Below are 14,402 nucleotides of genomic sequence, written 5' to 3'. Positions count from 1 at the left end.
ACGAAGAGGAGGCCCCATGTCGAAGGCCCTCACCGCTTCCCCGTCGAGGACACCGCGCGTTTCGCCCCCACCTGCGTCGAATTGGGCGCGCCTTTGTGCCTATCTCGTCGATCTCTCCTGCGTGACGATGCCCGCACTGTTGCTCCACGGTTCCGCTCCCATGTGGGTTCCCATGGCACTTGGTGCCCTCGTCACGCTGGTGTTGACCGTGACCCGCGCCCTGGACGGACACACGCCGGGAACAGTGCTCACCTCGACCAGGGCTGTGGAAAAGGACTCACTGTCGGCTCCGGGACTGCCCCGGCAATTCGCGCGCACCGCGGTCCTGGTCCTTCTGCACGTGACGGTGGTCGGCCCGGCAGTTGCGGCAGCGTTCAGCCAAGGGGGTCGCGACTGGATCGACAGGCTGGTCGGCACCGGCGTCATCGCCGTCGACCCTGCGCAGACGGTGCCCAAACTCACCCTGCTGCGGCGCCCTGCCGACCGGAAGCCACCTGTCTCGACCACGCCCCGGACTCCGGTCCCCCCTCCCCCGGCCAGTCGCGAAGACAACCACGTACCTCCGCGCCCCACCGAGGTCGCTGCCAACGCCGCCCTGCGCACGGCTCCGCACAGCCCCACACCCGCCGGAATCAGCACCCGGAACGCGCCCCAGGTCGAGCCCGCCCCCGTGGAGACGCTCCAGTCCCCCGCCCTCGTCGCCGTTGGCGGTGCAGCCCCCACACCCGCCCCCGCTCCGCTCGGCGTTGCCGCGGCCCCCGTCCTTGCCGCCGTGGCTGCCCCCACTCACGGAACGATCACCTCGGTGCGGATGGCACCTGCGCGTACGGCGACCCGCGACCTGCCCACGGAGGCCGCCCCCGAACGGGCGCCTGCGGTGGCGACCGCGCCGATACCCACTCGCCGGTCACGGGCCGCCCGTGCACGGACACGACCGGCCCCGCAGGCCTTCCCCCAGTCCACGCCGGGCGTTGCCCCCGCACCTCCCACTCGTGACGGCACCCCCACGCACCTGCTCCCGACCTCGTCCAGGTCGATCTCGGGGTCGGTGACGTCACTGCCGTCCACGTTCCGGATGCTCCCGGCCGACCAGTGGCCCCAGCGCGGCTCCTCCTGGTCGACTCCCAGGGTTGCTGCCTCCGCCCACCAGGACGCCCTTCGTGACGACGCCCCCACTTCCGGCGTGCTCCGCCAGACCGCCGGTCTTCCGGTGACACGCGATCCCGACGCGCCGGTCTCGTGGGGTGCGGAGCCGCCGACGACACCCGGACTGTGGGTGGTGGCCGATTCGGGTCAGCGGGAAAGGGTCGACACAATGCTGCTCATCGGCCGCTCCCCCAGTTCCTCGGACCCCTCCGCCAAGCAGGTCGTCGTCCCCGACACGACACGGACCCTCTCACGCACGCACTTCGCCATCGGCCCGACCAAGAAGGGCGCATGGGTGGAGGATTCCTTCTCCGCCAACGGCACCCGCCTGCGCTCCCCCAGTGGCCGCACGGTCGCACTGCCTCGCGGCAAGCGCATCGAAGTGCCCATCGGCACGGTGGTCATCGCCGGGGAACGTCAATTCACACTGGTCTCCGACGCTCCTCGGTGACCAGGACGCGCCCTGTCAGGGAACCTGCACGCAAGCCCGCACCGGCGTCGACTGGCGCCCGTCATCCCCGACGGCCACGACCTCCAGGCAATTCTGCCCCGCAGAGGCCTGGACGGTCGCCGTCGTGTTCTTCGCACCCTTCGTCACCTCGTCGCTGCCCGGACGCGTCGCCGTGTAGATGTAACTCTTCGCCTTTCCGGCAGTCACGACCCCGGGTTCGGGCGACGCGGTGGCGCCCGGACCCGACTGGGCGTCCTGATCCGCGGACTGCTCGTCCTCGACGGTCGAGCCTTCACGCCAGGTCCACACGACCTCCGAGCCCTTGACCTGGCCCTGCAGGCCACTCACAGGCGCGGGTGCCGGCGTCTCCACCGGCGGCTGCCCGCCCGAGGCCGCAGCCTCGGGCACCCCTGCCGGGGTCGCCGAACCGCCTCCTGCCAGTGAGATCTGCCCCCCGTCGGTGAGCAGGCTGACGACCAGTGCGGCCGACACCAAGGCGCCCACGCCCACCAGGGCGACGACGACCAACGGGTGCGTCCCATTGCGGGCGCCGGAGCGGCGGGCACGTTCCTCCCATTCGGGCAATTCGTCGATGGAGGTCACGCGCCGCTCCGAGGTGGCCGAGGTGCGCCACACGTCCATGACCGGCACCGGCGACTCCGAGTCGAAGTCGATGGAAGGGATCGAATGCAGTCGCGTCCTGTCGGCGTCGACCGAGGGCATGCCCCTCAGCCGGGTGCCGTCCGGACCTCCCTCGGGCACGTGGCCGGGGCCGGTGCCGAATTGGGGGGCCTCGTCACGCAACTCCATGACCGTCACGGGGCGGCCCATGATCTCCTGGACGTGCTGCAGTGCCCGCCCCAGTTCAGCGGCACTCGCCGTGCGCTCGACCGGATCCAACGCCATCGCGGCCCGCAGCGCGGCCTCCAGCTCCGCAGGGGCGTCCGCCCTGCCCAAGGCCCGCATCCGACCCGAACGCACCCGGGTGGCGATGGAGGCCACCGTGTTCTCACCGATCGGATCCTCGAAGGGGCTGCGTCCCGACAGCAATGTCCACGTGGTCGCCGCCAACGCCCACACGTCCTGTGTGGGATGGGCGTGGGTGCGCGGGTCCTGCTGTTCGGGCGGGGCCCACAGGACGGAGAACCCGTCCAGAGCCCCCGGTTCCAGTGCGCCCATGGGTGAGGCCACCCCGAAGTCGCACAGCACCGGCTTGCCGTAGTTGTCCATCATGATGTTCGCCGGCTTGATGTCACGGTGGACCAGGCCGCAGCGGTGCAGCATCTCGACGCCACCGCACAGGCGAATCATCGTGTCCAGCGCCTTGTCCAGACCCATGGGCCTGGTGCGCACCTGCTCGGCCACGTCCGCCACGGGGCAGTACTCCATGACCAGGTAGGGTCTGCCGTCCGTGGTGGTGCCCACCGCGTAGAGCTCGACCACGGCAGGGTGGCCCGCGACCGAAGCCATGGCATTGGCCTCGCGACGAAGCTCGCGAGCACCCCTCTCGTCCTGCACTTGGCGGACCACCTTGACGGCGACGTCACGGGAGGGAACCTGCTGGCGGTACAGGTGCACGTCGGCGAAGCCGCCCGCCCCCAGGGCGCGCACCCACGTGTATCCGGAGATCGTCGGGCCGGAACCCGGCAGTGGTGGTGTCATCGCCGTGCTCCCTTCCTGCGTCCCTTACGACCTCGTTGCTCCACCTGTGGCGTCTCGGCGCTGAATGCGTCGTCCAGCTCGCGAGCCCCGGCGCGTCGCGCCCGGTCCTTGCGAGCTTCGCGGCGGGCTCGTCTTCGTCTGCGCAGCGCCTTGAGGGACAAGGCGCGACGCAGCGACGCCCACCACGAGGTGTCGCGTCGGAGCTCGCCACGAAGTTGGTCGACCTCGAACCAGGCATTCAACGCCCCCTCTGCGGACGGGTCGTCCTCGGCGAAGTCTGCTCGGTCCGCAGCCATCGCGACGACAACTGTCCGCGGGATGACCATACCGGCTGGAAGCAGGTGCTGTCCTCGTCTGTCCTCGGATGCGCCCCGGGCCGTGTTCCGGGAGACCTTCGTGCCGGGCCTGCCCTGGTTGCGCCACAGGACGTCGGTGAGCAGCCACGCCGCCTCCTGTCGCGTGAGGTCCGGGGCGACCTTGACCCCCGCATCGGCGGCCATGTCGACGACTTCGGCCCAGGATCCGGCAATGGACGAGGCCGGGGTCCCATTGCGTCGTCGACTGCGCAGACGCGCCTTGGCCGCGAGGATCGCGAGGACGGGCAGCAGGAGCAGCAGCGAGATGCCTCCGACTCCCCCTATGAGCAGCCACGGAATCTGGTCGTCCTCGTCCTGCGAAGGATCGGTCCCCTTCTGCGAAGTGGCCGGGGGAAGTTCGGCGGGTTCCTCCGGTGGCTCGGGCGGCTGGAGGACCTGCGGGCGTGGAATCGACCGGGGTTTGGGCGTCTGCGTCTGGGGGGTCTGGTCCCGAGGCGGGGTCGGGTCGAACACGGCCCAGCCGACGCCGGCGAATTCGACCTCGACCCAGGCATGCATGTCCAGGCCCTTGAGTTCGACATCGCCGGAGTGCCCCTGCCCCGGGTAGGCGCCCATGACCACGCGGGCGTTGATCCCCTGGGAGTGCAGCATGAGGGTCATGAGGACCGCGTACTGTTCGTCGTCGCCGATCAATTCGACGGCGTCGATCATGCGTTGGAGGCGGTCCGCACGGTGACCCGCCCACGAGTTGCCCGAACCCTCGTTGGAGAAGAAGCCCTTCTCGGACAGGTGACGCTCGATGGCTCGCGCCTTGTTGAGCGCCCCCTGCTCCTTGGCGGCGATCTTCGCGGCCAGTTCGGACACTCCCGAGGGCACTCCCGTGTCGGATCCCTGGAAGGGCACGGCCTCCACTCCGGCCAACTGCCCGTCCGACCAGTTCGGCGGGACGACAGTGTCCAGGATGTACGTGCGCTGCCCCACCGGTCCGGTGGTCAGTGCGGCGTCGGCCCACATGTCGTAGTGCAGGCCGTCCTGCTGGAGCTCGGCGCCGGGGCCGCTGAAGGTGAAGCTCTTGGCCACGCCTGTGGTGGGCACCCACGGTCCCACAAGTCGCAGGGCTTCGACGCTGATCTGCGCGGCCGTTGAGCCCGCCGGCGCGGTGCGGGCCGGCAGGGAGTCGCCCACGGGCACGAAGCCGGCACCCGGGTGGACTCCGACCGGCGCAATGCCCAAGGTCTTGCCGTCGTAGGTGTCCATGACGCCGATGCGCACCCGCGTGTTCTCGGGCAGACCCTTGGCACGCATGATGACCTCGTTCTCGAGGTCGGTGGTGTAGTGCCTGAAGGCGGACAGCGGCGTCGGGTACTCGCGCACGTCCAGGGGCGGGTCGACGAGGTCGCGCAGCACCGTGCGCGACTGCCACGGCCCGAAAGCGCTGGTCGCGGGCAGGGCGGCGAGGCTCACCGCCGCGACGGTCAGGGCGGCCAGCGCCACGCGCGTACCTCCGTGGACCGCCGAGCGGGAGATTCCGGTCGAGGCCGAGGCTCCCGTGGTCGAAGCGTGGTCCGAGCCCCGCCGACCCACGCGGATGTCCAGGCCCTTGTCGAAGCGTCGCCGTTGGGCGGCCCACGACCACCAGATGAGCACGCCCGCGAACCACGCCAGGACGGGCCACAGGGCGGGCTGACTTCCGGACACACCCCATGCGGTGGCCACGAAGGCCATGAGCAGCATCGGCACGGTCCCCAGCAGCGCCTGTCCGTGGCGCAGGGTGAGAACTCCGGCCGCGGTGGCGCACACGAGTCCCGTCACCCACGGCAGGACGGCCGGCCCGTCGTAGGCGGAGGCCGGTGGGGCAAGGGTGAGCAGGTCCTTCCACGAGTGGACGACCTGGAGGACGAGGAATTGCAGGGTGCGTCCGGTGGGGACCACACCCCAGCGCGTGGTCGAGGGCAGCGCGGCCGCCCCTCCCAAGGCGAAGTGGGCGACCAGGACGGCGGCGGTCACCGACAGCAGGTCCCACCTCCACCGTTGGGCCATGAGCGCGATGAGCAGGCCCGCGACGACGCCTGCGCCTGCCGCGCGCACACCCGCCCACTGGCCGAAGACCGGTTCGAAGGCCAGGACCAGAGGAGCGAAGAGCAGAACCAGGACCAGGACCGTCCATGCGGGCAGGCCGCTTCTGACGGGCTGGAGTGCAGGCATCGGCCCGTTGGTCCGCTTCGACGTCCACGAGGGGATGCGGCCCGAGGACACGGAGACGGGAGGAGCTTCCACGGGCTGACTGTCCAGTGGGGTGGGTGCACTCATGACAGCCCCCCTGCCGCGACGATGCGTTGAAGGTCGTTCAGGGTCGGGCAGTCGACGAGTTCCGCCTCACCCACCCGGCGCTTGCTCATCGGGGAACCCGGCTTGACGCGCAGGACGGCGCACACGGTGTCCACCGCGCAGACCCGGCCGATGTGGGCGGCCTCGTCGTCGGTGGTCGTGGGCCCCACGACGACGGTGAGGACGGACGCGCCCGGGCGGGCCGCCTGGACCTCGCGCAGGCGTCGCACAAGGTCCACGGATTCGCGTGAGACATTGACTTCTGCGAGGTCGTCGAGCATGTGCACGGGTGAGGCGGTGGAGATCCACCCGTGGGTCGTCGCGAAGCTGACCTTCCGCGAGGCCCCCACCCCGACCAGGCCCAAGGACGCCGCAAGCGAGACCCCCAACTCGAAGTCCTCGCCGCCCCACTGGGAGGCGTTCGTGTCCAACAGGATGAGGTGGTGGGAGCGGCGGGTCTCTTCGAAGACCCTCACGACCAGACGCCCCGTGCGGGCCGTCGTCGGCCAGTGGACGTTGCGCCTGGCGTCGCCGGGCACGTAGTCGCGCAGGGCGTGGAAGGACACGTCGGAGGAGGACAGGCGGGCCGTGGTCACGCCCTCGACGTCGACGAGGGCGCCGGTGGCGTCGAAGGGCAGTCGGGTCGTACGCGGGTGCACGTGCAGGGTCAGGGGCCTGGACCAGTGGCGTTCGCGTCGCAGAAGGCCCAGCGCGTCGGAGCGTACGGTACGGGGAGGTCCGATGACGATGACCCCACGACGGCGGGTCACCACGGAGAAGACCTCGTCCCACGTGGCTTCACCCGCCAAGCTCGGCACGACGAAACTCACGGCGGAGGAGCCCACGGGCAACTCGACGATGCCCGACGCACTGCGCCCTCGTCGCACATTGCGCACCTGGACCTCACCGACGACGCTCTGCCCGGCCACGATTCTGGCCTGGGGCAGGCGGACGTCCACGGCGTGAGGGCTGGGGACGAAGACCCACAGGACGGCGATGAGCAGGGCGAGGCCGCACACCACGGCCATGACGTGGGCTTCGACCCACCCGAAGACCTGGACGACGAGCACGCAGGCGAGGGCGCAGGCGATGACCGCCCACCCCACAGGAGTCACCCAGCCCACGCTGCGTCGGATCCACCGCAGGAGGGGGGATCCGACCAGTGAGGACACGGCCCGCGAAGCGGCACCTGCGAGGTCACGCACGGCCACCGGTTCACACACCCACTGCCGGCGCCGGGACGGAGGACAGGGCCCGAGCGATGACGCCCGCGGTGGTCGCACCCGAGAAGGAGGCATCCGGGTCCAGGACCACGCGGTGGCCCCACACGGGTGAGGCCAGCGCCTTGACGTCGTCGGGCAGCACGTAGTTGCGTCCCTGGGCGGCGGCCCACACGCGGGCGCAACGCACCATGCCGATGGCGCCACGGGTCGACACGCCGAGCAGGCTCGCCTCGTCCTCGCGGGTGGCTTCCGCCAGGGCCGCCACGTAGTCCAGGACCGCCCGGTCCATGTGGTTGCGGGCCGCCACCCCGGACAGCAGGTTCACCTGCTCACCCGAGAGCAGCGGTCGCAGCAGCTTGGAACGGTCGGGGGCGGCCGCCCCGTCGAGGATGTCCACCGTTGCCGCCCGCGAGGGGTAGCCCACGGAGGTCTTGATGAGGAAACGGTCCAGTTGGGCCTCGGGCAGCGGGTAGGTGCCCGCCTGCTCGATCGGGTTCTGCGTGGCGATGACCATGAAGGGGCGAGGCGCCGGGTGGGTGACGCCGTCGACCGTCACCTGGGCCTCCTCCATGACCTCCAGCAGGGCCGACTGGGTCTTGGGCGAGGCGCGGTTGATCTCGTCGGCCAGGACGATCTCGGCGAAGATCGGTCCGGCGTGGAAGCGCCACTGCCCGCTCTGCTGGTCGTACATGTTCACGCCGGTGATGTCGCTGGGAAGCATGTCCGGGGTGAACTGGATGCGCGAGTTCGACCCGTTGATGGTGGCGGCGATCGCGCGGGCAAGCGCCGTCTTTCCGGTGCCGGGCGCATCCTCGAGCAACAGGTGCCCGCCGGCGAACATGGTCGTCAGGGCCAAGCGGATGACGTGCTCCTTGTCGAGCAACGCCTTCGCCACTGACTGGACCAGACCGTTGAAGGTCTGCGAGAAGCGTGTGGCGTCCTCGGCAGTGATGCTCATCTGGTCGTTCTCCGTTCGTCGGTCGTGTGGTGATGGGGATGGGATGTGGGTCATGGTCGCCTGCAGGACAGCCCGGCGGCGCCGACGGCCCCGTCATCTGCCGAGGCGATGCGCACATCCGTGCGCGCGCCTTCCGTGTTGGCGGGAACCTGGAAGTTCACCACCGCACGGGTGGAGCTGTCGGTGGCCGAACACCGCAGGGTGTCGGTGGCCTCCCAGTCCTTGGAGGACACGGTCAGGACGACACATGTGGCCGGGTCCTCGCCCTGCTTGACCTGCTCTGGTGTGCACGCCGCCCATCCGCCCCAGGCGCTGCCGTCACGGGGCGGGGTGGTGGCGCGGGCGGATCCGGTGACGGAGGTGTCGTGTTGGCCCACCGCCCTGCCCTGGATCTCGTAGGTCGTGTTCCAATGGCCTTCGAGGACGAAGGACCCTTCGGTCTGGCTGTAGTAGGGGCCGTAGGAGCCACCTGCCCCGCCCTGGACGGTGAAGGTCACATCGGGGTTGGGAGCCCATGAGGGCCCCTTGTCGACGAACCAGTTGACGGTGACCCGATCCCCCTGGACGTGCGTGGAGATGCGCAGCCCGTTGAGGGGACCCCACGCCTGGGCGTCGGCGGACACGTGGGGTCCGGCGACTCCGCCCGCGTTCTGGCGGACCATGACGGTGACCGCCGCGTCGGTGCCCACGTCGATGACGGAGGAGTTCAGGCGCCGCCACGAGGCACCGTCGGTGCTCCATTCCAGGGAGATCTCGCTGGCGCTGAACCCGTGTCCGGCCTGCTTGGAGACGGTGACCTGCAGTTGCCCGTGCGCGCCGGTGGCTGCCACCTTCAGCCCCGTGGGGGCCTTCGGCTTGCCCTTGATCGGCAATTCCTTGCGCGTCCAGTCCGACCAGAGACCGCCACCGTTTCGGGCGCGCACCCCGATGTGCACGGATGGGGCCGCCGGGACCCGCACCGCGTAGGACGTCGCCGGACCGGTCAGTGAGATGACCCGCGAGCCGACCTCCAATTCGACGGCGTCGTAGGCGGCCCCGTTGACGGCACCCAGTGCCCAGGAGATCGCCAGGTCCATCTCGGCACCCTGGTCGTCGCCCAGGGTCGCCACGACGCCGACGTTCGTGGGTGCGCCCGGTCTGCCGTAGGGGATCACCTGGTTCGACGGTGGCGAGTCGGGTCCCGGATCCGGATGGCTGTTCCGCGCCTTGACGGTGAAGTGGTAGGTGACCCCGGGCTTCAGGTTGTCGATCGTCGCCGAGGTCGCAGCCCCGACCTCGTCCTGACGGACCCCGTCACCCACCACGGTGACCACGTAGCCGACGATGGGCGACCCGCTGTTGTCCGGGGCGAGCCACGTCAGCTGGGCGCTGGACTCGCCGGCCACCGCCTGGACACCGGTCACTTGGCCGGGTTTGACGTCGACGAGGACCTCCGCGGAGTAGCCCGACCAGTCGGAGTCCCCGATGGCGTTGGTCGCCTTGACCCTGAAGGAGTAGCTCTGCCCGTTGGCCAGCCCCTGGACCAGGCAGGACCCGGAGGAGCATTCGTGCAGGCCGGTTTCCGGCGAGGTCGACACGGTGAACTTCGTGATCGGCGAGTTGTTGTCCTTGCCGGGGATGAAGTTGACCAGGGCGACTCCGGCGGCGGGAGAGGTGACTTCACCGATGGTCGGGGCGTCCGGGCGGTCCTTGACGGCCAGGCGGACCCGACCTTCGACCGCACGGTCGGCGTCGTTGGTGGCGTCCAGAAGCCTGTAGGTGACCACCATGTCGCCGTGGTAGCCGGCGGCCGGTGTGATGGTCAACGTGGTGCCCTGCGGGTCGACCGTGCCCTCGCCCTGCTGCACGGTGGCTCCGGTGACCTTGATCGGGGTCTCCGGGAAGGGGTTGATCGTGTACTGGGTCAGGTCGATCGTCTGGGGGGCGCCCGCACTGGCCGCTTCGACGACCGCGTCGGAGACCTGGATCTTGGGCCGTGTGGAGGCCACGACGGTCACGGGGATGTCGGCCAGGACCGCGCCGGACCCGTCGTCCACGGAGACCGTGACTGCTCCGGCGGCACCCTTGGGAGTGTCCACGCCGACTTGGGTGGACAGGGTGTGCCCTTCGAGGCCGACGACGACGGACTCCGGCGCCTTGAGCAGCGTGTAGGTGAAGCCCGTGGGGTCGGCCCCGTCGGGGTCGTTGACCATCAGGGACAGGTCCGTGGGGGTGGCTTCCTCACCGGGGGCGACGCTGATCGGCGTGGGCTGCAGTGTCGGCGGCTTGTTGCTCGTCGAGGTGATGACCAGTGGAATGGCGACGATGGCGGACAAGGCCGAGTCGTCGTCCGCAGCGCCGTCCCTGACCTCGAAGGAGACCGAGGCCTTGCCGGAGTAGTCCTTGGCGGCCCGCAGACTCACGTGGGTGGCGTCGGTGACCCTGGCACCCGCGTCGATGCCCGTGGACACCTTGAGGGAGGCGGCGTTGACGATGCGTGGGGACCGTCCCGTCCGCACGAGGACGTAGTCGGTGACGTCGATGGAAAGCTCCTCACCGGCGCGCACTTCGATGGGTACGCGGGTCTCGTCCACCACCGGATGGGTGCGGTCCAGGCCCGCAACGGAGACGACCGCCGATGCGCTCAGACCATCGGGGTCGGTCACCGTGTAGACCACCAGTCGGCGGGTCGGCTCCGGCGTGATGACCAACTGCTTGCCGGAGACGCGGACCCCGGCGGCCTTCGTCGAGACCGTGAGCTGGGAGGCGTCGCCGTCGGGGTCCTCGTCATTGTCGAGGACCGAGACCGTCACGGGCCCGCCGTCCTGGGGCAGGTCCGACACGGAGACCACGTCGTCCCGGGCGATGGGCGCCTGGAGGATCGCGTCCTCGGAGACGTTGACTGTCAAAGTGCCGCGCCCGCTGCCTCCACGCCCGTCGGTGACCAGGTAGGACACGACGTAGGTGCCGGATGTGGCCGGGGTGGTCATGACCACGGTGGAGCCGTTGACCCGGGGCTTGAGGGTCGGGTCGTTGGTCTGGAGCGAATCCTGGAGGATCATCGGATCGCCGTCGGCGTCCAGGTCATTGGCCAGGACCGCCACGGCCAGTCGCCGGTTGGGTTTGGCCAGGACGACGTCGGGCACGGCGATGGGCGCCTGGTTGTACGAGGCCGGAGGGGCGATGCCCACGCGCACACGCGCCGTGGCCTGCTTTCCGCGACGGTCCTCGACGATGTAGGTGAAGACGTCGGTGCCCGTGGCGCCGGTCGAAGGCGTGTACTCCAACCAGTCGACCCCCAGGGCCACGGTGCCCTTGGTCGGCGACTGCTCGATGCCGACCAGGGTGACGGAGTCGCCGTCGGGGTCGATCCCGTGCAGGGGCACGGGGATGCGGGCGGTTTCACCGCTGGCCGCCCACGCGGTCAACGGCTTGGGTTGAGGCTGGGCATTCGCGCCGTCCCGGGACAGGACCTGGAAGGTGACGGTCGAGGACGCCGAGTTGCCGGCCGAGTCGTGGACCGTGTACCCGACGTGCATGACGCCGGGTTTGGTGCCGGCCTCCAGGCGCACGAGGTTGCCCGTGACGAAGGGGGTACCGACCTCCGGGTCGGGTTCGAAATCGAGTTTCGTGTCGACCTTCATCGCCAGACCCGCAGGTGAACGGTCGTTGGCCAGGACCTGGACCGATCCCACATCACCGACGCGGACCTTGGCGCTGTCGGCCCGCAATTCGGGGGGCTGCTTGGAGTCCAACGCCTTCGTGGGAACCACTGTGACCAGCGCCGTGGCGGTGTTGGTTCCGTTGGAGACGGTGTAGGGGAAGGACACGGCCTTGTCGAGTCCGCCGGGCGCGGTGATGCGCAGCAGGTGCCGGTCCACCAGGGTCACTTCGAGTCCGCTGGCCTCGTCCGGGGAGATCTGTTGGACGACGAGGACGCCGCCACCCGGGTCGGTGTCGTTGTTCAGTGGGGCGACCAGGGCCGAGCCGCCGGCGGGCAGGACGACGAGGTCGTCCTCGGCGACCGGGACCGCCTTGTCCGCCAGATCGACGACGTCGACGCGGATGATCCCGAGCACGGTGGCAGGACCGTCGGTCACCGTGTAGGTGAACTGGTAGGAGCCCGGCGTCTGTGCCGTGAAGGAGAGGGTGGACAGGTCCAGGTCGGGGGTCAGGACGGTTCCCGCCGGAGCGCTGGCCACTGCCGCCAGTGACAGGGTGTCGCCATTGGAGTCGGAGTCATTGGCCAGGGGCTCCAGTGTGATGGTCTCGCCCTTTCGGGCGACGTAGAAGTCCGCATTGGCCACGGGCGGGATGTTTCCGGGGGCTTGCACGTTCACGGAGAGGACGTCCTTGCCGACATCCGTGCCGTCGGAGACCTGCAGGTCGATGGTGTGGAGGCCGGGCGTGGCCCCGAGGTCACGGATGACCAGGGTGCCTTCCTCATGGAACTGGACGTCGAGGCCCTCGGGTGCGGCGGCGCCAGCCAGGAAGATCGGGTCGCCGTCCGGGTCCAGCCAGTCGGGCAGGACGTTGTACTCGATCTGGGCGTTGGCGCCGAGTTTGACGTTGGCGTCGCGTTGGCGTTCGGGGGCTCCGTTGACGTCCCAGGGATGCACGTCGACGGTCACCGTGGCCGTGTCGACGGCCTGGCCGTCGGAGGCCTCGTAGGTGAAGCTGGTCGTGGCGCCCGCCTGGTCGGGGACCCCGGTGATCTGCAGGGCCCGGCCACCCCGGGTTCTGGCCACGGTGCCGAAGCCGGGTGTGGTCACCGGGCGTGCGGTGAGCACGTCGCCGTCCGTGTCGGAGTCATTGGCCAGGACCGGCAGGGTGGCGGTACGCCCGGGGCGCACGCCGAAGGAGTCGTCCTGGGCCTCTGGTGGCGTGTTCTTCTCGCGCGTCTCAGGGTCGGAGATCTGCTCGGAGACGTCGGGGTTGACCTCTTTGTCGTCGTTCTTGTCCAGTTCGTTCTCGACCTGGTCCCAGTCCTGCATGAGGACCATGTTCTCCTCGGGCAGCCACACGGCTCCTTGACGCACGTCGTTGAGGACGATGCGGGTCCTGTTCGTGCGGAAACGAGGCTCTGCGGCGCCCTTGAGGGTGTCGACGACCATGGAGACGTTGGCCGAGGGATCCTGGCAGGTGCGCAGGTAGGCGCCGGTGGTGGACCAGGCGCCGTAGGTGCATCCGCGATGGACGACAGGAGGCGCCGGCTTGCCCGTGCCTCCACTCCGGGATGCGGGCACCGAGGTGAGCGCACCCCCGTCGAGGGGGACGCTGAACAGGGCGGTTCCGCTGGCCATCACCACCGAGGTCGCTTCAGGGCCGGGCTCTTGCAGGACGACGTCGTTGGAGACGCCTTCCTTGGACAGGTCCCTCACGGTGCCGTCGGGCAGGCGCAGGTTCAGTGAGGAGCGGTCCAGGAGGATCGGCTGGTCACCGACGGTGGTCAGTGACAGGTCGGCGTCCTTGGCGATGCCCGCCAGGGTCGTGGTCTCAGTGCGGTTGATCTCGCCGTCGACGCGCACCGAGGTCAGTCTTCCTGCGGGGGCGGAGGCGGCGAAGACCTGCCCCGAGTGTGAGGTGGTGACCACTCCCGCGTCGAGGTCGGTGGCCAGTGCCGTCTCCTCGGTGTAGGCGGTCGACGAGGGGTTGGCGGCCTGGGTGATCCACAGGTTGCCTTCGGCCGGGTCGATGACACCGACGCGATCCCCGCCTTGGACGGAGGCAGCTCCTTCGGGCAGCGAGGTGGCGGCACCGAGGCCCACCTTGGCCACGTCGACCGGGGTCAGTGAGTGGGCCGTGCGATCCTGCAGGGTGACGAGGTCGGCGGTCTGGCCCAGGTCGAACTCCACGGTCTGGGTGCGCAGCGCCGCGTCGAGGGTTCGGGACTCGTAGTTGAGGTGTCCCACCAGGCGCTTGGAGGCGTTGGTCACCCAGATCCCTCCGTCGTCGACATCGACTTCGGTGGTGGTGACGCCCTGGTGGACGATGGCCAGCACCGACAGCACGAGGGCGCAGACCAGCACGAACACGGCGGGAGCCCGGCGAGCGAGACTTCGCATCGCCTGCCGTGTGTTGCGGGGAGCCATTGCCACCTCATTGCGGGATAGGACAGCTGACGAATCCCAGTTTCTCACGAGGAAATGGCTGGCGGCCAAACGTACATGCAACCACGGTGACGTACCCCACGCCCGCAAGGCGGGCCGCATGTCGTCACCCGAGTGTGCCCGCACAGGATTCGACGAGTGACTTTCCCCACTCGCCCCGGCCGTGAAGCGACCTGGAGCCGCGAAACACCCGGGGCCAGGAACGGCCGGAGCCCCGGCACAGGCCGG

At 69.8% G+C, this 14,402-nt stretch carries 6 protein-coding genes; 1 reads left to right on the top strand and 5 read right to left on the bottom strand.

The genetic code is table 11. The annotated features are described in order from the left end of the window. Positions 1 to 172: 172 nt before the first annotated feature. Entirely contained in the window at positions 173 to 1,597 is a 1,425-nt protein-coding gene (locus I6B53_RS01395) for an FHA domain-containing protein (protein ID WP_216764516.1), read from the top strand. Between the two features lie 15 nt (positions 1,598 to 1,612). Here the strand turns inward: I6B53_RS01395 and I6B53_RS01390 are convergent, their stop codons facing one another. The 5 genes from I6B53_RS01390 to I6B53_RS01370 are packed head-to-tail and all read right to left on the bottom strand — an operon-like array spanning position 1,613 to position 14,156. Beyond that, entirely contained in the window at positions 1,613 to 3,259 is a 1,647-nt protein-coding gene (locus tag I6B53_RS01390) for a serine/threonine-protein kinase (RefSeq protein WP_216764515.1), read from the bottom strand. Then, positions 3,256 to 5,886: a transglutaminase family protein gene (locus I6B53_RS01385; RefSeq protein ID WP_253953912.1), complete on the bottom strand. Its 2,631-nt coding sequence runs from the start codon at positions 5,884 to 5,886 to the stop codon at positions 3,256 to 3,258. Before I6B53_RS01385 ends, I6B53_RS01390 begins: the two co-directional genes overlap by 4 nt. After that, complete coding sequence (locus I6B53_RS01380) at positions 5,883 to 7,109, bottom strand: DUF58 domain-containing protein (protein WP_253953911.1); 1,227 nt, start codon at positions 7,107 to 7,109, stop codon at positions 5,883 to 5,885. The genes I6B53_RS01385 and I6B53_RS01380 overlap by 4 nt, the downstream gene beginning before the upstream one ends. 10 nt (positions 7,110 to 7,119) lie before the next feature. Continuing rightward, complete coding sequence (locus tag I6B53_RS01375; protein WP_216764513.1) at positions 7,120 to 8,085, bottom strand: MoxR family ATPase; 966 nt, start codon at positions 8,083 to 8,085, stop codon at positions 7,120 to 7,122. A gap of 50 nt (positions 8,086 to 8,135) precedes the next feature. Continuing rightward, on the bottom strand, positions 8,136 to 14,156 hold the full coding sequence (locus I6B53_RS01370) for a fibronectin type III domain-containing protein (protein ID WP_216764512.1): 6,021 nt from the start codon (positions 14,154 to 14,156) through the stop codon (positions 8,136 to 8,138). Positions 14,157 to 14,402 lie beyond the last annotated feature (246 nt).

It is taken from the genome of Schaalia sp. 19OD2882, from assembly GCF_018986735.1.
In the GTDB taxonomy this organism is placed as follows: domain Bacteria; phylum Actinomycetota; class Actinomycetes; order Actinomycetales; family Actinomycetaceae; genus Pauljensenia.
Note: the sequence above shows the minus strand (reverse complement) of the source record. Positions and strands in the feature narration are given on the sequence as shown.